Origin of the sequence: Afipia sp. P52-10 (assembly GCF_000516555.1) — a bacterium.
Taxonomy (GTDB): domain Bacteria; phylum Pseudomonadota; class Alphaproteobacteria; order Rhizobiales; family Xanthobacteraceae; genus P52-10.
In genome coordinates this window covers 1,277,097-1,295,508 of the sequence record NZ_AZSJ01000007.1, presented here as the reverse complement: position 1 = coordinate 1,295,508, position 18,412 = coordinate 1,277,097, and the positions used below count along the sequence as shown (strand labels likewise).

At 60.7% G+C, this 18,412-nt stretch carries 17 protein-coding genes, 1 pseudogene and 1 riboswitch; of the genes and pseudogenes, 8 read left to right on the top strand and 10 right to left on the bottom strand.

Going from position 1 to position 18,412, the window contains the following annotated elements; translation table 11 throughout:
- Positions 1–299: 299 nt before the first annotated feature.
- Positions 300–674 (top strand): hypothetical protein, encoded by a 375-nt coding sequence (locus X566_RS23460; RefSeq protein WP_206538722.1) that lies wholly within the window; start codon positions 300–302, stop codon positions 672–674.
- A gap of 9 nt (positions 675–683) precedes the next feature.
- On the opposite strand, the gene bla is transcribed toward X566_RS23460, so the two are convergent.
- A complete protein-coding gene (bla, locus tag X566_RS23455; protein ID WP_034472101.1) occupies positions 684–1,571 on the bottom strand; it encodes a subclass B3 metallo-beta-lactamase in 888 nt (295 codons plus the stop codon).
- Positions 1,572–1,683: 112 nt separating this feature from the next.
- On the bottom strand, positions 1,684–2,016 hold the full coding sequence (locus tag X566_RS23450) for a carboxymuconolactone decarboxylase family protein (protein ID WP_034472098.1): 333 nt from the start codon (positions 2,014–2,016) through the stop codon (positions 1,684–1,686).
- Between the two features lie 196 nt (positions 2,017–2,212).
- Between X566_RS23450 and X566_RS24525 the strand changes: the two genes are divergently transcribed.
- The gene (locus X566_RS24525; RefSeq protein WP_081740439.1) at positions 2,213–2,374 is read left to right on the top strand and encodes a Flp family type IVb pilin; all 162 of its coding nucleotides are present in this window, start codon (positions 2,213–2,215) and stop codon (positions 2,372–2,374) included.
- Positions 2,375–2,393: 19 nt separating this feature from the next.
- Here the strand turns inward: X566_RS24525 and X566_RS23445 are convergent, their stop codons facing one another.
- Complete coding sequence (locus tag X566_RS23445; RefSeq protein WP_152540036.1) at positions 2,394–2,747, bottom strand: nuclear transport factor 2 family protein; 354 nt, start codon at positions 2,745–2,747, stop codon at positions 2,394–2,396.
- A 284-nt stretch (positions 2,748–3,031) separates the two neighbouring features.
- The gene (locus tag X566_RS24900; RefSeq protein WP_152540035.1) at positions 3,032–3,229 is read right to left on the bottom strand and encodes a hypothetical protein; all 198 of its coding nucleotides are present in this window, start codon (positions 3,227–3,229) and stop codon (positions 3,032–3,034) included.
- A gap of 312 nt (positions 3,230–3,541) precedes the next feature.
- Here X566_RS24900 and X566_RS23440 point away from each other — a divergent pair, with 312 nt between their 5' ends.
- Positions 3,542–3,679 carry a DUF3606 domain-containing protein gene (locus tag X566_RS23440; RefSeq protein WP_343213148.1) on the top strand — a complete coding sequence of 46 codons (138 nt, stop codon included), beginning with the start codon at positions 3,542–3,544 and terminating at the stop codon, positions 3,677–3,679.
- 49 nt (positions 3,680–3,728) lie between these two features.
- Here the strand turns inward: X566_RS23440 and X566_RS23435 are convergent, their stop codons facing one another.
- Complete coding sequence (locus X566_RS23435) at positions 3,729–4,361, bottom strand: LysE family translocator (RefSeq protein WP_034472089.1); 633 nt, start codon at positions 4,359–4,361, stop codon at positions 3,729–3,731.
- A gap of 386 nt (positions 4,362–4,747) precedes the next feature.
- A complete protein-coding gene (locus X566_RS23430) occupies positions 4,748–5,050 on the bottom strand; it encodes a hypothetical protein (RefSeq protein WP_034472086.1) in 303 nt (100 codons plus the stop codon).
- Positions 5,051–5,196: 146 nt separating this feature from the next.
- On the opposite strand from X566_RS23430, the gene X566_RS23425 reads away from it, so the two are divergent.
- Both X566_RS23425 and X566_RS24520 read left to right on the top strand, forming a co-directional pair.
- Positions 5,197–5,469 carry a hypothetical protein gene (locus X566_RS23425; protein ID WP_034472084.1) on the top strand — a complete coding sequence of 91 codons (273 nt, stop codon included), beginning with the start codon at positions 5,197–5,199 and terminating at the stop codon, positions 5,467–5,469.
- Between the two features lie 128 nt (positions 5,470–5,597).
- Positions 5,598–6,475, top strand: a pseudogene (locus tag X566_RS24520) (IS1595 family transposase).
- A 51-nt stretch (positions 6,476–6,526) separates the two neighbouring features.
- Here X566_RS24520 and X566_RS24895 read toward each other — a convergent pair.
- A complete protein-coding gene (locus X566_RS24895) occupies positions 6,527–7,732 on the bottom strand; it encodes a hypothetical protein (RefSeq protein WP_152540034.1) in 1,206 nt (401 codons plus the stop codon).
- 208 nt (positions 7,733–7,940) lie between these two features.
- On the opposite strand from X566_RS24895, the gene recA reads away from it, so the two are divergent.
- Together recA and X566_RS23405 are read left to right on the top strand one after the other, a co-directional pair.
- Positions 7,941–9,020 (top strand): recombinase RecA, encoded by a 1,080-nt coding sequence (gene recA / locus X566_RS23415; protein ID WP_034472915.1) that lies wholly within the window; start codon positions 7,941–7,943, stop codon positions 9,018–9,020.
- A gap of 399 nt (positions 9,021–9,419) precedes the next feature.
- Complete coding sequence (locus tag X566_RS23405) at positions 9,420–10,238, top strand: alpha/beta fold hydrolase (protein WP_034472079.1); 819 nt, start codon at positions 9,420–9,422, stop codon at positions 10,236–10,238.
- Positions 10,239–10,689: 451 nt separating this feature from the next.
- On the opposite strand, the gene gcvP is transcribed toward X566_RS23405, so the two are convergent.
- From gcvP to gcvT, 3 genes are all read right to left on the bottom strand, one after another.
- Complete coding sequence (gene gcvP / locus X566_RS23400) at positions 10,690–13,560, bottom strand: aminomethyl-transferring glycine dehydrogenase (RefSeq protein ID WP_034472076.1); 2,871 nt, start codon at positions 13,558–13,560, stop codon at positions 10,690–10,692.
- A 68-nt stretch (positions 13,561–13,628) separates the two neighbouring features.
- Positions 13,629–13,994 carry a glycine cleavage system protein GcvH gene (gcvH, locus tag X566_RS23395; protein WP_034472074.1) on the bottom strand — a complete coding sequence of 122 codons (366 nt, stop codon included), beginning with the start codon at positions 13,992–13,994 and terminating at the stop codon, positions 13,629–13,631.
- Between the two features lie 8 nt (positions 13,995–14,002).
- Positions 14,003–15,151: a glycine cleavage system aminomethyltransferase GcvT gene (gene gcvT, locus X566_RS23390; RefSeq protein WP_034472072.1), complete on the bottom strand. Its 1,149-nt coding sequence runs from the start codon at positions 15,149–15,151 to the stop codon at positions 14,003–14,005.
- A 146-nt stretch (positions 15,152–15,297) separates the two neighbouring features.
- A riboswitch (glycine riboswitch) is annotated at positions 15,298–15,393 on the bottom strand.
- Between the two features lie 259 nt (positions 15,394–15,652).
- On the opposite strand from gcvT, the gene alaS reads away from it, so the two are divergent.
- Positions 15,653–18,319 (top strand): alanine--tRNA ligase, encoded by a 2,667-nt coding sequence (gene alaS / locus X566_RS23385; protein ID WP_034472070.1) that lies wholly within the window; start codon positions 15,653–15,655, stop codon positions 18,317–18,319.
- Positions 18,320–18,412: the final 93 nt, after the last annotated feature.

Below are 18,412 nucleotides of genomic sequence, written 5' to 3'. Positions count from 1 at the left end.
GTTCCCGCCTGCTATGAGGTCTGGCCGGCTTGTCGCCGGTCGGATCGCCTCCACCCTCATGATCGAACACTAGAGACGATGATGAAAAATAACGTTCGAGATCATCATCAAAGGCGAGCTGCGATCTTAAGCCTCCGTTCACCATCCGCAGCACTGGCTGCGGTGCCGTATGAGCGCCGACGGCTGGTAATCATTTACTGGGAAATCGCTGCCATCCTGCGTACTCAAGTTTGCCTAAAACCGAATGTTATTGTCTCAGGCGGTCTGAACCCATGAACGAGGCGCGCGAACGATTGCAGATGAGCGATGGCGAGATTGTCGATCGCATCGCGCGTTTCGGCTACCGGGTATCGGTGGCGCAGATCGCCTTCACCAGTGAGCCGGTGGAGGATTTCCGTGAGGCGCGGCTGAAACGATGGTTTCGTGCCGGAGCGGTCAAGGTCAATGAACCCGGCCTGTTGGTGATCGAAGATGCGCAGCCGCGTCCGGGGCAGCGAACGCGCGACGTAATCGTCATCGGCCTCGGTGCGACGCGGGTGGTGATGGGGGTCGAGATCAAGCCGGGCGCGCCGCCGCTTGCGGCCGGCAGTGCGCTGTGTCGTTACGCGCCGACCATGGAGTGGGGAGCGGAGGTGAAGCCGGCTCCATCGAGCAAGCTCAAGTCTCGTGCGTGAGCGTGCACCTCACTGCTTCGCTTCGGTCGCCGCCCGCTGCTTTGCGAGGCCTTCCTCGAACGCCTTCTCCGCATTTCGAAGGAAGGTGTGAAACTCGCTCGCCTTGACGAAAGGATTGACCCCGTATTTGCCGATCAAGGCCCGTTTCTCCTCCATGTTGAACATTTCCGGATGCGGAGCGAGGAATACGTCGGCGATGATGGCGCGGGCGTTGGTGAACGTTTTCCGGTAATCGTCGACGATGTTCGGATAGGTTGGATTGCCGACCAGACGATTGAGCGCGATCGTCGCGCTGCAGAAGAAAACGACTGTGTGATTCCAGCGCTTCTCGCGGGCAACGGTGGTCCAGGTGGTGCAGCCGGGCGAATGACCAGGCGTCATGTGGGCTGTCAGTGTCACCTTGCCGATCGTGATCTTGTCACCCTGGCCGATCACCCGGTCGACCTTGACCGGTGGAAACTTGAGAGCATTTTCGTTTTCCGCTCCCGGGTAATAACCACCCTCCAGCAAGGGCTTGTCGGCGGCGCTCGCCACCATCTGGGCGCCGGTCTCTTTCTTGAACTCGGCAAAGCCGCCGGTGTGATCGAGATGAGCGTGGGTGTTGAGCAGATATTTGATATCGGAAACCTTGAAACCCAGCTTTTCGATATTGGCCTTGATCAGCGGTGTCGCCTGGGCTGTGGCTGTATCGATCAGGACGTGACCGTTTGGCGACGTGACGAGGAAGGACGACAAGCCTGCCGTTCCCACGTAATAGACGTTGTCGATGATCTTGAAGGGCTCGGTAGGTGTGTTCCAGTTGACCGTCCATTTCTTGATCAGTTCGGAGAGTGTCTGCGCCTGCGCAGGCACCATGGCTGTGAACAGCGATACTGCGATTGCGGGCAGAATTTTCATCGAAGTCTCCTGACGGTGCCGGACGGAGCGGTGAGTCATACGGTGTCCGACTTGGCCTTTCAACGTGACGCAGCGCTCGGGTTCGGGCAGTGACCAGCTTTGTGTGTCGGGACTACGGCTTTCCCGGATGCTGCTCGAAAACCTGTCGCGCCACGGAGAGTGCGGACATCGAGTTCGGCCACCCCGAATAGAACGCCAGATGGGTAATCAACTCGATGATTTCGTTCTTCGTCACGCCATTGTCGAGGGCGCGGGCGAGATGGCCCGGCAGTTGCTCCGTCCGGTTCATCGCAATCAGCGCGGTCACCGTCGCGAGGCTGCGGTCGCGCTTTTTGAGCGCAGGCCGCTCCCAAACGTCGCCGAACAGAACATCGCGGGTGAGGTCGGCGAAAGCAGGGGCGATATCGCGGATATGATCGCCCGGCGCGGGTGGTTTGGAGGTCATTGCTTTCTCCCTGTTTTGTAAGGACGTGTCAGCTCGATGTGTCGTGAGCGGCCCGCTCGTTATGGCATTTCACAGGACATTGAACGAGATTCGGCGATCGGTTTCACGGATCGTTCATCGTGTTTGTTGGGGCCATCTTAGCCTTTCCGCCTCTACGGTCCCGGCGGGCAGAAGCCCGCGGGATGAGGGATCGACGATGCGCAGCCTGAAGGATTTTCTATCCGACGAAACGGGCGCCACGGCCGTAGAGTATGCCCTGATTGCATCCGGCATTGGACTGGTCATTTTCGCAGCGATCAACGGCCTCGGCACGGCACTCGCCCCTTATTTCGAGAGAGCCCAGACGGCGCTCCAATAGCTCCGATCGGACAGGCGCTTTAGCGAGAAACGTGCGCCGAGACGGCGAGCCAGCGGCCGTTCCGTTTTGCCCAGACATCGGTGTAGCGGCCGCAGCCGGCCTTGCCGTCAGGTGCGGTGAAGCTCGTTCGCGCGTGAATGATCGCGAAATCGCCCATCAATCGGATGGTCACGTCGTGGGCCTGCAGATTGGTGATCGTCACGGGTTGCGCGGTCTGCTTCAGGAATGCGGCGCGGTCGACCAGCGACTTGTCGGGGTTGGAACAGCAGAAGTCATCGGCGAGAATTTCATTGAAGCGCCGGACATCCGAGTTCTGGACGGAGGCGATATAGTCCCGATTGAGGATTTCCAGATCGTCGTAGTCGTTCTGCATCGACATGCTCCGTGCGGGAACAATATGAGTTCGCGGAACAGGAAAGGAGTACCGATCCGCGCAGGGCGGTCAGCAAAGATAGGACAGGATCGGTCTAGAATAGGAAGTGCAGGATCAAAGAAAAAGTGCGCCATCCCATGGGGATCCATCGCGGCGCAATAGACAAAGCCCGATCGAAGTTTCGGAGCCGATGCGGTTCAGCTCCGAGCTCACATGAGGGGCTGACATGTCGGATTCGATCGGCGGCACGGCACCGCCGAAGACCGGCCCGTGTAAGCGAGTTATCAAACCAACGCTGGTTTGCCTCCTACGTGTGGCCTTTGTGATATCTCCAATCTGGTTTGGCTTTCGATCTTAGCCGCCTCAAGCGCCGACATTTCGAGAAGATAGGCGAGAAACGCCAGGTCGGCATTCACCGCAAGCTTACGCATTTCTGCACAAATGGGGCCAATATACGCGGCCACATCGTTAGGGCCGTTCATGGTCGATCTCCTCATCCTGGAGAACCGGATCCGAACCGCGAAGCGATTCGTCTTAAAGTTATAACGCATCGCGAGTCGTTGCACATAGTAACGTAAGTGTGGCTGTCCATCCGGCGAATTACGTAGGTCTCACTTTGTGCCGCCATTTGCGCAAAATAGGTCAGCAACGATGACCAAAGGTCAGCCAACAAACGACTTGTTAACGCTGACGACGCGCTGCGGCCGCGATCCGCACTCGACGTGGTAAATTCGGCGATCATGATCCGGCTTGTCACGGTGGCATCTGTCCTGAGCAACGTCAGGCCCGCTCCGGTGATCGACACCAAGGATGTGTCGGCCACGGACGCATGGGCGCAGCGTCTCAACATCTCGCGCGACGATCTGCTCAAGGCGATCGCCGAAGTCGGGAACTCGGTCGCTGCGGTGCGGCGGCACCTGCAATCGACCTGAGGCCGGCCTTTCATCTTGCCGGCCGCACGCTCTGCATTCTCCGGTAACGCTAGTTGCGACTGCTCAGCGCAAGCTTCGCGCCGAGCGCAAGGAACATCGCGCCGAGCGTTCGCTCCAGCCAGCGCTTGATGCGAGCGTCCGCGCGAAGGCGCGCGCTGGTCATCGAGGTGATGAAAGCGACTACGAGCAGCCAGAGCGTTCCGGTCGCGCTGACGATCACGCCAAGCAGCGCGAAGGCCGCTGCTTTGTTTGGTGCCTCGACGTCGATGAACTGCGGCAGGAAGGCGAGAAAGAACAGCGCGACCTTCGGATTGAGGACGTTGGTAAAGAAGCCTAGCCAGAAGATCGCAAGCGAAGAGCGCGATTGCCGCGCAACGTCTTGTATCGCGGCGTGCTCGCGGCTGAACAGCATCCGCGCGCCTACGTAGCAGAGGTAACAGACACCGATCCATTTGATGACCAAGAACGCGACGGCGGAGGTCATGATCACGGCGGACAGGCCGATTGCTGCTGCGCCGATATGGACGAAACATCCTGCGCCGACGCCGAGGGCCGCCAACATGCCGCCGCGACGGCCATGCAGCAAGCTTTGTCCGATGACGAGCGCCGTATCGGGGCCGGGCGTCACGTTCAGGAGCAGGCCCGCGCCGATGAACAGGGGAAGGTCGTGGATTCCGATCATGGGGGGTCTTTTGTCACGGTGCGTTAGCGCGGCCAATGCGGCTTTCGGCGCAGACGTCGTCCGATGCTATCTTATCGTTCTTGGATCGGCGATGAGGCCGAAAGCGAGGAGGGGGACCGATGAACGATCGGACGACGAAAATGTTGCTTCGCTTGATCGCTCGGTCTCTGGGCCAATGCACCGGGCCCGTGCTGAAGCCGCTACCGGCGTTCACCTCGGGTGCTTGCTGAGCAGTATCGACTGGAGCCTGCGGGATATCGCGCGCGGGAACTGCAGCAACGGCAAAATCTGCTAGCGCATAGCAAGACGGCAGTCATCGTGGCCGGTGACTGCCGTGGACTTGGCTACACGAGCGCAGTCGCAGGGCGTTCCTCCATCCGTCGATTTCAGCGCGTCAGCGTCAGCTCGGCGAGCCGATTGAGCTCGGCAAGTTGCTCGGTCGCATCTGCCGATGGATTGAGTTCGGCGATTGCATGGAGCAGTCGGCTGTGGGCTCGGGCGGCCACCGTAAAGGGCAACGGCGCTTCGTCGAACGCCTCGATGTAGCGATCGATCGTTCCATGCAGCAACCGGCAGGCAGCACGCTGCTGCGGATTGCGAGCGGCGAGGTGGGCGAGCTTTTGTTGGAAGGTTTTGAAGGTCTGCAGGCCGGCGTGTTGGCTTGCGAGCCAAACATACAGATCGTTCATGGAATAGCTCCTTCTTGCATCGAGAAGAAGCTGCCGACTTATACAGCAAAGCCCGAGATCCGGCGAGCGGGAACTCACTCCGTGGCTTGTTTTCGCGCTGGTACGACCTATGGTCCTGCCTATCAACGAGGACCTGTGACGACGACATGGATGATGAGGATTTCGCTCGACTGGCGGATGCGACGGCCGAGCGGCTGAGAAGGGCCGGTAACCGCGCCGAGGAGCTGCGGCGGATCATCGCCGAGCATGAGGTGGTGTTCGGCCTCTATCCCGATCCGGAAAGCATGAGCCGCTGGGACAAGGTGCTGATCAAGGGCCGCGCCGACTCGCGCTCGTCGCGCATGGCCTGCGTGTGGTGCAGGGCGATCGAGGAGGCGCTCGCATTGCGGCAGGCTTCCGCCGCGCCATCGGGGTTGTGAGGGACTGTGGTGGATTATCGAGCATGCTGCCGAAGCCGCAAGTTGCGTTGAAACCGGATATATACCCTCTGGACATGTAGAACAAACCGGAGTACAGTGCATATATTCTCTGGGGAGGTTCGAAAGAAATGGCCCAAAAGCTCTCAAAAATCCGAGAGTTTCAGAAGCGTTTCCCCGACGAAGATGCTTGCCTGACGCACTTGATGCGCACCCGGTTTGGCGAGCGCCTGACCTGCTTTAAGTGTCAGAAGCAGGCGACCTATTACCGCGTCAAAAACCGCCGCTCGTTTGAGTGCGAGCATTGCGGCTATCAGGTGTACCCGACCGCTGGGACGCCGTTCGAAAAGACCCGCACCAGCCTGCGGGATTGGTTCTATGTCATGTTCCTGTTCTGCGAGACGCGAAACGGCGTAGCTGCGAAGGAAGTGCAGCGCCAGCTAGGTGTGACCTACAAGACCGCGTGGCGTATGTGCCATCTGATCCGGCTCTATATGGGTTACGTGGACGGCGACGCCCCGATGGGCGGTCCCGGCAAGACAGTCGAAGCCGATGAAACCTTCGTTGGCGGCAGGACAAGCAGGGCAAAGACGACAAGGCGATTGTCATGGGCATGATCGAGCGCGGCGGTGACGTTGTTACCCGCGTCGTGCAAGCCCGCACCAAGGCTCACATTCTGCCGCACATCGTCCGGTTTGTGAAAGAAGGTTCGCGCATTCACACGGATGAAGCGTCAAACTTCAAACTGCTGAAAGAAAAATACGGCTACGATCACGAAGCCGTCGATCACTCTGCGAAGGAATACGTTCGCGGCGACGTTCACACCAACTCAATCGAGTCGTTCTGGTCTCAGGTAAAGCGCGGGATTAACGGGACTTACGTTTGGGTTTCGAAGAAGCACTTGCAGCTTTACCTGCGCGAGTTCGAGTATCGCCATAACTTGCGGAAGCAGCCCGGCCTGATGTTCGAGCTTCTTTTGCAGGCGCTTCCGAAGGTACGGGTCGAGTGACCATCGCGTGTAGAAGCTGATCGAAACGATTATTGTTGTGGCCCGTCGGTTTCATCTCGCCTCCGCATTGTCGGGATCGATGCCCTTGATGTAGGCAATATCATCAAGATGTACCGGGTCTAAAAGGTTCGCGCCGTTAATGGATCTTAAGTGATAGGCGAACTGGATACGTTCGGTGCGACCACTACTCACGACATCCAACCGCATCAGTATGAGGGCATCATCCCTTATCTTGTGCGTTATTTTGTCGAACAGAATGACAATATTTTTCCCAGATCGCGGCCTTCTGATGGCTTCTATTTCCCAATTTTCGGAAGGAAATATCTGCGCAATTTGGTTGATGCGAAGTGAACCAGACCACTTCCACTCGACGGAACTGATATAATGTATTGCCTCAGCATAGCGAGCTATGAAAGCTACGTCTGATGCGTGACTAGTTGCCGTGATTTTAAAACAAGAAACAATGTCCTCTGCTGCTGTTGCTGGGCGCCATGTTCGCTCCAATTTTACGAACGGAATAGCCGCGTTAACGGATGGCTCGTGTGAAATTCGACGAACACCAGCCTGAGACGGAGAAACCTTAGGACGCAAAAAATCCTCCGCCCGCCTGATCTCCGATGCGATCTCATCATGAGTAAAATGGCGCTTATAAGTTTTGCCATTGTATTCGAATGAGAACGTCAGCCGTCCAAAATCTTGTAAAAATCGCGTAGGGGTGAAGCCGCCAGTGTCGACAAAGTTCGCGCCCAAATGGAATTGATGTTTGGCAGGAATGCCATAGTCCGCTGTGGGGACTAATTCGTTACGGTCGCGAACGAGAATTGGAAATTGGCGTCCGGTAATATCCGATCTCACAAAGCCGCCGATGCCTGAGATAAATTCATTTGATGTATTTTGTCCTATCGCCTGAAACCCGTATATTTGGATTCCTGGATCAACCCAGCGCGCCGCTAAAATAAAATCCCATGTCCATTGAATAGGACCGTCTTGCTCAGGTTTTATTCGCGTTGAACCATTACGTCGTCTGACTGCTGGGAGATGAGGCCAAGCAAACCACAAGATACTACCTATAATTAAAAGCCCAGCGGCAACGTAAAGCCAAACAGAAGAAATCCCCGGTAGGCAATTTTGCGGAAGATCGGGCCATAGCTTTCGCGGCCATTTGCAAAGATTTAGGATCGCATCGTCGGGGCCCACTTGCATCATGGTCGGAATCCCGATGCCCAAAGCGGCGGGTAGCAAGCGTCCAATTCCCATTTCAACGTCTCCCACAGCCCTCTAGGGCTAGTTGTGGCAGACGACATATACACCGATTCATGTTACATGTCCTAAGGGTATATATCTGCTGAGAAAGCGAAAAGAACATATTGCGAACATAGAACAGATGGTGTACAAAGCTTCTGTCAGCTCGATCGGCCGTTTCATTGTCGGGGCGGCGAATCCCGTTCATAAGGAGCGCTCTTTCATGTCCCAGCCAGCTCTGCGTATCGTCGAAGGTTCGTCCATGGATAAGTCGAAGGCGTTGTCGGCCGCGATCTCTCAGATTGAGCGTCAGTTCGGCAAAGGCTCGGTCATGAAGCTCGGCAAGAGCGACAAGATCGAGATTGAGGCGATTTCGTCCGGTTCACTGGGGCTCGATATCGCGCTTGGCATCGGCGGTCTGCCGAGGGGCCGTATTGTCGAAATCTTCGGACCCGAATCTTCCGGCAAGACCACGCTGGCGCTGCATTGTGTGGCTGAAGCTCAAAAGCGCGGCGGCATCTGCGCCTTCGTCGATGCCGAGCACGCGCTCGATCCGGTCTATGCCCGCAAGCTTGGCGTGAACATCGACGACCTTCTGATTTCGCAGCCCGACCATGGCGAGCAGGCGCTTGAGATCGCCGATACGCTGGTACGCTCCGGGGCGGTCGATGTGCTGATCATCGATTCGGTCGCTGCGCTCGTGCCGCGTGCCGAGCTCGAAGGCGAAATGGGCGATGCGCTGCCGGGTCTGCAGGCGCGGCTGATGAGCCAGGCGCTGCGCAAGCTCACCGCGTCGATCAACAAATCCAATACGATGGTGATCTTCATCAACCAGATCCGCATGAAGATCGGTGTGATGTACGGATCGCCGGAAACCACCACCGGCGGCAACGCCTTGAAGTTCTATGCGTCCGTGCGCCTCGACATTCGCCGGATCGGTGCGATCAAGGAGCGTGACGAGGTGGTCGGCAACCAGACTCGCGTCAAGGTGGTTAAGAACAAGCTGGCACCGCCATTCAAGCAGGTCGAGTTCGACATCATGTATGGCGAGGGCGTCTCCAAGATGGGCGAAATCCTCGATCTCGGCGTCAAGGCGGGCGTGGTGGAAAAATCGGGAGCCTGGTTCTCCCATGATAGTCAGCGCATCGGCCAGGGGCGCGAGAACGCAAAGGCCTTCCTGAAGGCCAACCCGGATATGACGGCTAAGATCGAGGCCGCGATCCGTCAGAACTCAGGTCTCATTGCCGATCAGATCCTCGCCGCCGAGAAGGGCGAGGACGATGATGATGATGGCGAAGAATAAGCCGTTTGATGCCAGGCGAGGGCGGACCTGAAGCCGTCCTCTCCAATCCGGACAATCGGCTTACTGACAGCTTGAGTTCTTGTTGGATTCTTGGACTTGAGTTCGCAGAAACAGCGGGGGCTGCGGGGCATTGAGTTGCCGATGTCACGCAGTGCCCGCTGCTTTTTTGGCGAGCCGGCCGATCTGAGGGACGCCCGACAGCTAGCCCTAAGCGATCGGCTTTGCGCAGGCATCATCGGGCAAGCGCCGGCGGGCGATCAGGCGTTCGCGTGAGGACAACGCGCTGGTTCGATGAGAGACTTAAACTCGATAGGAATTCGAAAACCGAGCGCTTCAGTTCTGATTCCCTCTGAACCGAAGATGTCCTAGTCTGCCTGAAAACGGCAGGGAGGATATGCGGTGAAAGCGCTGAGTGTGACATCGGCAGACGGTGTTCGTCTGGCTGTGCATGAGACGGGAAATCCGGCAGGTCTCGAAATCCTGCTGATCCACGGCTTCAATCAATCGCATCTCTCCTGGACGAAGCAGTTCAGCGATCCGAATCTGTCTTCCGAATTTCGCATGGTCGCGTTCGACCTGCGCGGCCACGGCGCGTCGGACAAGCCGCTGGACCCGGCCTGTTACGCCGACAACGCACGTTGGGCTGCGGATGTCGCGGCGGTCATTGCGACTGCGGGCCTGAAACGTCCCGTGGTCGTTGGCTGGTCCTATGCCGGCCGTGTCATCACCGACTATCTGCGTGCGTCGGGGACGGATGGCATTGCCGGCGTGAACTTCGTCGGCGCGGTTCTGTCCGGCGACAGCGCGTTCATGGGGCCAGGGCGATCGCATTTCGGCGGCATGTTGAACGAAGATCTGGCGACGAACATCGCGTCCACCGCGCGCTTTGTCCGCACCTGTTTCGAGCGGCAGCCGACGGTGGACGAATTCGAAACGATTCTCGCCTACAACATGGTGGTCCCGCCGCAGGTGCGTAAGCTCGTTCTCGGGCGCTCCTTGAATACCGACGACCTGCTGGCAAAGATCAATGTGCCGGTGCTGTTGAGTTACGGTGCGAAGGATCAGCTCATCCTTCCTGCGATGGGCGAACACGGCGCGAAGCACATTCCCGGAGCGAAGCTATCGCTGTACGAAGGTATCGGCCACGCGCCGTTTCACGAAGACGCGGCGCGCTTCAACAGCGAACTCGCCGCATTCGTGCGAGCGGCCCAGCGCTGAAATGCGGCAACCGCATTGCATCGCTACAGCCGTCGCTTGGCTCTCGCCAGGTCGCGTGCTTCGATGTATGCGTGCTACGGCTCGCCGGCCGCGCTGCTTTCGACAAGACTGTGCTCGACACTGCGATTGGATGCATGAAGAAAGCCCGGACTAGTGGAGCGGATTCGACATCCGCATCCCGCTTAGCCGCTGGCGCGCCGTGCGAATGCAATCCAAAGCTCCACTAAATCATGACGTTTGCTTGCGGTTCTTGATTCCAACATTTGCAAGACATCCTTGCGGCAGCGGGATGCAAATGTTGGAATCGAATCGTTAAAGCATGATCTGGAAGAGTGCGAGGCGTTCTCCGAAAAGATCATGCTTAAACAATAAGCTAAAGCGCGAGGATGATTCATCTAAATCTCATCGCGCTATAGCGTCCGGGCTTTTCGTTTGTGCTGTGTCAGCCGCCTTATTCCGCCGCTTCCGCGTAAGCCTCGATCGGCGGGCAGGAGCAGACCAGATTGCGATCGCCATAGACGTTGTCGACCCGCCCGACCGGGCACCAGTATTTATCCGTCCGCGACACGCCATCGGGGAAGCAGGCTTCACTGCGCGAATAGGGCTTGTTCCAGGTGTCGTCGGCGAGGTCGTGCACGGTGTGCGGCGCGTTGCGCAACGGCGATTGTGCGATCGGCCACTTGCCGCTTTCGACGTCGGCGATTTCCTTGCGGATCGCGATCATCGCATCGCAGAATCGGTCAAGTTCGGCCTTCGACTCGGATTCCGTAGGCTCGATCATCAGCGTGCCGGGAACCGGGAAGCTCATGGTCGGCGCATGGAAGCCATAGTCGATCAGCCGCTTGGCGATGTCGTCGACGGTGACGCCGGTGGCTTTCAGCCCGCGCGGGTCGACGATGCATTCGTGTGCGACGCGGTCATTGTGGTTGCGGTAAAGCACCGGGAAGTGTGGATGCAGCCGCTCGGCGATGTAGTTGGCGTTCAGGATTGCCACCTCGGTTGCGCGCTGCAATCCCTCGCCACCCATCATCAGAATGTAGATATAGGAGATGACGAGGATCGAGGCTGAGCCAAAGGGCGCCGCCGAGACAGCACCTGCGGGCGCCGCGCCGCCGTCGACCGCGATATGACCCGGCAGGAACGGCGCGAGATGCTTCTTCACGCCGATCGGTCCCATACCAGGGCCGCCACCGCCATGCGGAATGCAGAACGTTTTGTGCAAGTTGAGATGGCTGACGTCGGCGCCGTAATCGCCGGGCCGGGACAAGCCGACCTGTGCATTGAGGTTGGCGCCGTCGAGATAAACCTGGCCGCCATACTGATGCACGATGTCGCAGATCTCGCGGATGTGCTCTTCAAACACGCCGTGGGTCGAGGGATAGGTGATCATGATCGCGGCGAGGCGGTCGGCGTTGGCCCTCGCCTTCGCACGCAGATCCTCCACGTCGACATTGCCGCCCGCATCGCAGGCGACGACGACGACGTTCATGCCGACCATGCTGGCGGTCGCCGGGTTGGTGCCATGGGCGGAGGAGGGGATCAGGCAGATGTTGCGCTGTCTCTCGCCGCGCGACAGGTGATAGGCACGGATCGCCAGCAGCCCGGCGTATTCGCCCTGTGCGCCCGAGTTCGGCTGCAGCGAGATGGCGTCGTAACCGGTAATGTCGATCAGCCACTGCTTGAGCTGGTCGAACATCGTATGGAAGCCCGCGGCCTGTGCGCGCGGCGCGAACGGATGCAGGTTGCCGAAGGCCGGCCACGTCACCGGGATCATCTCGGTAGTGGCGTTGAGCTTCATCGTGCAGGAGCCGAGCGGGATCATGGCGCGGTCGAGCGCGAGATCGCGGTCGGCGAGCTTGCGCATATAGCGCAGCAGTTCGGTCTCCGAGCGATGCTTGTGAAACACCGGATGCGTCAGGAAGTCGGTCGTGCGGCCAAGCTCGGCGGGCAGCGCGTCGCGCGTCTCGCGCTCAATGGCGGCATAGGTGAGGTGGCCGCCGAAGATGCGCCAAACGGCTTCGACGATCGCAGGCGTCGTGGTTTCATCGAGGGCGATGCTGACCGTGCTTTCGTCGAAGCGCAGGTTGATCGCTTCGGCTTCCGCGCGCTTGGCGAGCGTGACGCGTTCGCCGTTCAGCGCGACCGTCACGGTATCGAAGAAGGCGGCATGCAGCGGTGTCCGGCCGATCCGCTTCAGGCCCTCGGCGAGCACGGCAGCGCGGCGATGAATGCTGCGGGCGATGGCGCTGAGACCTTCGGGCCCATGATAGACCGCATACATCGAGGCGATGACGGCGAGCAGTACCTGCGCGGTGCAGATGTTCGAGGTCGCCTTTTCGCGGCGAATATGCTGCTCGCGGGTCTGCAGCGCGAGACGATAGGCGGGAGCGCCGCGCGCATCTACCGAAAGACCGACGATGCGGCCCGGAAGCGAACGCTTCAGCGTATCACGCACCGCCATATAGGCCGCGTGCGGACCGCCATAGCCCATCGGCACGCCAAACCGTTGCGTCGAGCCGACGGCGATGTCGGCGCCGAGCTCGCCAGGGGGAATCAGCAGTGTCAGCGCCAGTGGGTCCGCGGCAATGACGGCTAACCCGCCCTTCGCCTTCACGGTGCTGATCGCGCCGCGCAGGTCGCGCACGGCGCCGCGACTGCCGGGATATTGCAGCAGCGCACCGAACACGTCGGCTGCGGCGAGATCCTTCTCCGGGTCACCGATCACGAGCGACCAGCCGAGCGGCTCGGCGCGGGTGCGCAATACCGCGATGGTCTGCGGATGGGTGTCGCGATCGACGAAAAACGCCTTGGTCTTGACGTCGGTCGCTGCGCGTTCACACAGCGCCATCGCTTCCGCGGCGGCAGTGCCTTCGTCGAGCAGGGACGCATTCGCGACATCAAGGCCCGTCAGGTCGCAGACCATGGTCTGGAAGTTGAGCAGCGCCTCGAGGCGGCCCTGGCTGATTTCCGGCTGGTAAGGTGTGTAGGCCGTGTACCAGGCGGGATTCTCCAGGATGTTGCGCTGGATCACGGTGGGCAGGATCGTGCCGGAATAGCCCTGGCCGATCAGCGAGGTGAAGAGCTTGTTCTGAGCCGCAAGGCCGGTCATGTGCTCCAGCGCCTGAGTTTCCGACAGGGCGGGGCCGAGATTGAGCGGCGCCTTCTGGCGGATCGAGGCCGGCAAGGTCTCGTCCATCAGTGCGGCAAGGCTCTTTGCACGAACTGTCTCCAGCATCGTCTCGATATCGCGCGGCGCGGGACCGATATGGCGCCGCACGAAGTCGGTGGCGACATCTGCTGAATTCTTGCGAAGTGCGGTCATGCCGATCTCCTTCGTACGACTTTGTAATTCTTTATGACTGGCTCGATCTTGTCGGAAAGCGGCGATCGCTACGCGGTGTGCGCCTTGTAGGCGGCCTCGTCCATCAATCCGTCGAGCTCAGCCTTGTCGGCAATGCGGATCTTGAAGAACCAGGCGCCGCCAGCAGGATCGGAGTTCACGAGCGAGGGATCGGAGCCCAGCGCTTCGTTCACTTCGAGGATTTCACCGCTGATCGGCGCGTAGACGTCGGAGGCGGCCTTGACGCTCTCCACCACGGCCGCGGCTTCCGCCTTCTTCACCACGCGCCCGACCTTCGGCAAATCGACGAACACGACGTCGCCGAGCTGGGTCTGCGCATAATCAGTCACGCCGACGGTTGCGACGTCGCCCTCGATGCGCAGCCATTCGTGATCTGCAGTGTACAGGATGGTCATGGAATTCCTCAGCGCTTGTAAGAGTGGGGTGAGAAGGGAAGGGGAGCGACGCGGACCGGCAGGCGCTGGCCACGCACCTCTGCGAACAGTTGCGCGCCATCGGCGGCCTGGGCCGCAGGCACATAGCCCATCGCGATGGGGCCGTTGATGCTGGGACCGAAGCCGCCGGACGTGACGGAGCCGATCTGCTCGGTCGAAGTCGCATCGACAAACAGCGGCGCATTCTCTCGCACCGGCGCGCGGCCTTCCGGTTTGAGGCCGACGCGGCGGCGCGGGGCGCCACTCTCGAACTGCTTGAGGATGGTGTCGGCGCCCGGAAAGCCACCGGCGCGCGCACCGCCGTTGCGGCGGCTCTTTTGAATGGACCAGTTGAGGCCAGCCTCGACCGGTGTCGTCGTCGTATCGATATCGTGACCGTAGAGGCAGAGCCCGGCCTCGAGGCGCAGGCTGTCGCGGGCGCCAAGGCCGATCGGCAGAACGGCGGGATCGTCCAGCAGGGTCGCAGCCAGGGCTTCGGCGTCCTTTGCGGGGACCGAAATCTCGAAGCCATCCTCGCCGGTGTAGCCCGAGCGCGAGACGAAGCAGTCGAAGCCCATGACCTGGCGTGGGCCGGCATCCATAAAGGCCATTGTCGCGATGTCTGACGCATGCTTCGCCAACACGGCCTCCGCCTTTGGCCCCTGCAATGCAATCAGCGCGCGATCGGCGAGCGGCTCGACAATGCAGTTCTCTGCGAGATGCTTGCGCAGATGCGCTTCGTCCTCGGCCTTGCATGCGGCATTGACCACCAGAAACAGGTGGTCGCCGAAATTCGCGACCATCAGGTCGTCGAGAATCCCGCCGGTCGCGTTGGTGAACTGGGCGTAACGCTGGCGGTTCGGCGCGATCGCGAGGATGTCCTGCGGCACCAGGCGCTCCAGGGCACGGGCCGCATCCTCGACTTTGCCGGATTTCGCACGCAGCGCGATCTGGCCCATGTGCGACACGTCGAATAGCCCTGCGGCCATCCGCGTGTGCAGGTGCTCTTTCAGCACCCCAGGTGGAAACTGCACCGGCATGGCATAGCCGGCGAACGGGACCATTTTGCCGCCCCGCGCGCTGTTGAGCGCGAACAGCGGCGTGTGGTTGAGGTCGGAATCCTGATGTGACGCAAGCATAAGCGGCTCCTGATGGTGCGCGAGGACCCGTTCCTCCCGTCTCCACCGAAGCCCCATCTGTCGCTTTGCCTGAGAGTATTATCCCGTCGGCGGACACGAACGCCGGAACCTCTGACAAGGTCCAGCCGTGTCTCTTTCCAGATGCAGTCAGCCAGCCGGTCCGTTTGCCTGAGAGTTTCCGGGGCGGTTGCTCCTTCGGCGCCGGCATCCCGTCTGGGGCCGGTCTCTCCCGATCATGGCTATGATCGCGGCCCGTCTCGCCGGCTGCGATCACGGCCCCTATATAACAGGGCACAAGGGCCGTTGCCATCCTTCTCGGTGTCGCGGACGGCTTATCAACGGTTCTCGCAAACCGTTGGGCGGCTAGCGTTTTCTGGACAGGGTGCGCCCCCCTCGCTAAAAGCGTGTCCCGGGAAATAACGGGCAATTGAGGATCAGGTTTGGGCAGGATGGACCTCCATCCAGCCCCGCCGGGATCGAGCAGGGCGCGATTGGACAGCTATGAGTGGTGTGAACGAAATCAGGTCGGCGTATCTCGACTTCTTCGCCAAGAACGGTCACGAGGTGGTGCCGTCGTCGCCGCTGGTCCCGCGCAACGACCCGACCTTGATGTTCACCAATGCCGGCATGGTGCAGTTCAAGAACGTTTTCACCGGGCTTGAGAAGCGTCCCTATGTGCGGGCGGCCTCGTCGCAAAAGTGCGTGCGCGCCGGCGGCAAGCACAACGACCTCGACAACGTCGGCTACACCGCGCGTCATCACACCTTCTTCGAGATGCTCGGCAATTTCTCGTTCGGCGATTATTTCAAAGAGCGGGCGATCGAGCTCGCCTGGACGCTGATCACCAAGGATTTCGGCCTGCCGAAGGAACGCCTGCTGGCGACGGTGTATTCGGAGGACGACGACGCGTTCAATCTCTGGAAGAAGGTTGCGGGTCTGCCGGAGTCCCGGATCATCCGCATCCCGACCTCCGACAATTTCTGGCAGATGGGTGATACGGGTCCGTGCGGTCCATGCTCGGAAATCTTCTTCGACCATGGCGACAAGATTCCAGGCGGTCCTCCGGGGTCGCCGGAGCAGGATGGGGACCGCTTCATCGAGATCTGGAATCTCGTGTTCATGCAATTCGAGCAGTTGGCCGGCGGGGTGCGCAATCCGCTGCCGAAGCCGTCGATCGACACCGGCATGGGGCTGGAGCGGATCGCTGCGGTGCTGCAGGGCAAGCACGATAACTACGACATCGATCTGTTCGCCGCCTTGATCGGAGCGATCGCGGAGCTGACGGGCGTCGATCCGCACGGGCCGCAGAAGGCATCGCATCGCGTGATCGCCGACCATCTGCGCGCCTCATCGTTTCTGATTGCCGACGGCGTGCTGCCGTCGAACGAGGGGCGCGGCTATGTGTTGCGGCGGATCATGCGCCGCGCGATGCGCCACGCGCACCTGCTGGGCGCCCGCGAGCCGCTGATGTGGCGGCTGGTCCGTGTGCTGGTGCGCGAGATGGGCCAGGCCTATCCGGAGCTGGTGCGTGCCGAAGCGCTGATCACCGAGACGCTGAAGCTGGAGGAAACCCGTTTCCGCCGTACGCTGGAGCGCGGTCTGTCGATCCTCGATGAGGAGAGCCGCAATCTGAAGGCGGGCGACCGGCTGAAGGGTGAGACCGCGTTCACGTTGTATGACACCTACGGCTTTCCGCTGGATCTGACGCAGGATGCGCTGCGGCTGCGCGGCATCGACGTCGATACCGATGCGTTCGACACCGCGATGGAAAAACAGCGCGAAAAGGCCCGGGCCTCCTGGGCCGGTTCCGGAGAGGCGGCGACCGAGACTGTTTGGTTCCCGCTGCGTGAGAAGCTCGGCGCGACCGAGTTCCTCGGCTATGAGACCGAAACCGCCGAAGGCGCTGTCACCGCCTTGGTGAAGGACGGCAAGGAGGTCGACGGCCTGAAAGCCGGTGACAACGGCGTGGTCGTGCTGAACCAGACGCCGTTCTATGGCGAATCCGGCGGTCAAGTCGGCGATACCGGTTTGCTGATTGGCGATGGTGTGCGCTTCCGCGTCACCGACACCCAGAAGAAGGCCGGCGATCTGTTTGCGCATATCGGCACGGTGGAGCAGGGCGCGCTGAAGGTCGGGACGGCGCTGTCGCTGGAAGTCGATCACGGCCGCCGCACGGCAATCCGCGCCAACCATTCGGCGACACATCTCCTGCATGAGGCGCTGCGGCAAGTGCTCGGCGATCACATCGCCCAGCGTGGCTCGCTGGTTGCGCCGGAGCGCCTGCGTTTCGACTTCGCTCACCCGAAGCCGATCAGCGCCGACGAATTGCGCCGGATCGAGGATATCGCCAACGATGTCGTGCTGCAGAACAGTGAGATCACCACGTGGCTGATGGCGGTGGACGACGCCCGCGCCTCCGGCGCGCGCGCGCTGTTCGGCGAGAAGTATGGCGACGAGGTCCGCGTGGTGTCGATGGGTGAGGGCAGCGGCAATACGCTCGGCTGGTCGGTCGAGCTTTGCGGCGGCACCCACGCCAAGCGGACCGGCGATATCGGCCTGATCTCGATCAGCGGTGAAAGCGCGGTCGCCTCCGGCGTGCGCCGGATCGAGGCTTTGACCGGCACGACGGCGCGTCATGCGATCAACAGCAGCATTCAGACGGCGAAGGCTGCGGCTGGCGAGTTGCGCACCAGCCTCGACGACCTGCCGGCCCGCATCGCCGCTCTCGTGGAGGAGCGCCGCAAGCTGGAGCGTGACCTCGCCGATGCCCGCAAGAAGCTAGCGATGGGCGGCGGCGCTGCGGCCGGAGCCGGTGCTGCATCCGACATCCGCACCATCGGTGACGTCAAGTTCCTAGGCCGCGCGGTGCAAGGCATCGAGATGAAGGACCTCAAGAGCCTCGCCGATGACGGCAAGAAGCAGCTCGGCCATGGCGTGGTGGCTATCGTCGGCGTGACCGAGGATGGCAAGGCCGGGCTCGTGGTCGGCGTCACCAGTGATCTCACCGGCCGCTTCAATGCAGTGGAACTGGTTCGCAAAGGCTCGGAAGCCCTCGGCGGCAAGGGTGGCGGCGGCCGCCCGGACATGGCGCAGGCGGGGGGCCCCGATGGTAGCAGGGCCGATGCCGCGCTCGAGGCCATTTCCGCGGCGCTGGCGTCATCGGCATGACATGATCGCGGGTCGCGCATCGCTCGGGCCGCGATGAGACTGACGCTGGTCCCGCGAGGCATCGCGGTGCTCTCCGACCATAGTCATGGCCGA

Excerpts from the sequence above, each read along its gene's own strand:
- alaS (WP_034472070.1), top strand. The coding sequence starts at position 15,653 with ATGAGTGGTGTGAACGAAATCAGGTCGGCGTATCTCGACTTCTTCGCC.
- bla (WP_034472101.1), bottom strand. The coding sequence starts at position 1,571 with ATGAAAATTCTGCCCGCAATCGCAGTATCGCTGTTCACAGCCATGGTG.
- X566_RS24900 (WP_152540035.1), bottom strand. The coding sequence starts at position 3,229 with ATGAACGGCCCTAACGATGTGGCCGCGTATATTGGCCCCATTTGTGCA.
- X566_RS23430 (WP_034472086.1), bottom strand. The coding sequence starts at position 5,050 with ATGAACGATCTGTATGTTTGGCTCGCAAGCCAACACGCCGGCCTGCAG.
- X566_RS23445 (WP_152540036.1), bottom strand. The coding sequence starts at position 2,747 with ATGCAGAACGACTACGACGATCTGGAAATCCTCAATCGGGACTATATC.
- gcvP (WP_034472076.1), bottom strand. The coding sequence starts at position 13,560 with ATGACCGCACTTCGCAAGAATTCAGCAGATGTCGCCACCGACTTCGTG.
- X566_RS23425 (WP_034472084.1), top strand. The coding sequence starts at position 5,197 with ATGGATGATGAGGATTTCGCTCGACTGGCGGATGCGACGGCCGAGCGG.
- X566_RS24895 (WP_152540034.1), bottom strand. The coding sequence starts at position 7,732 with ATGGGAATTGGACGCTTGCTACCCGCCGCTTTGGGCATCGGGATTCCG.
- X566_RS23435 (WP_034472089.1), bottom strand. The coding sequence starts at position 4,361 with ATGATCGGAATCCACGACCTTCCCCTGTTCATCGGCGCGGGCCTGCTC.
- recA (WP_034472915.1), top strand. The coding sequence starts at position 7,941 with ATGTCCCAGCCAGCTCTGCGTATCGTCGAAGGTTCGTCCATGGATAAG.
- gcvH (WP_034472074.1), bottom strand. The coding sequence starts at position 13,994 with ATGACCATCCTGTACACTGCAGATCACGAATGGCTGCGCATCGAGGGC.
- X566_RS23450 (WP_034472098.1), bottom strand. The coding sequence starts at position 2,016 with ATGACCTCCAAACCACCCGCGCCGGGCGATCATATCCGCGATATCGCC.
- X566_RS23460 (WP_206538722.1), top strand. The coding sequence starts at position 300 with ATGAGCGATGGCGAGATTGTCGATCGCATCGCGCGTTTCGGCTACCGG.
- gcvT (WP_034472072.1), bottom strand. The coding sequence starts at position 15,151 with ATGCTTGCGTCACATCAGGATTCCGACCTCAACCACACGCCGCTGTTC.
- X566_RS24525 (WP_081740439.1), top strand. The coding sequence starts at position 2,213 with ATGCGCAGCCTGAAGGATTTTCTATCCGACGAAACGGGCGCCACGGCC.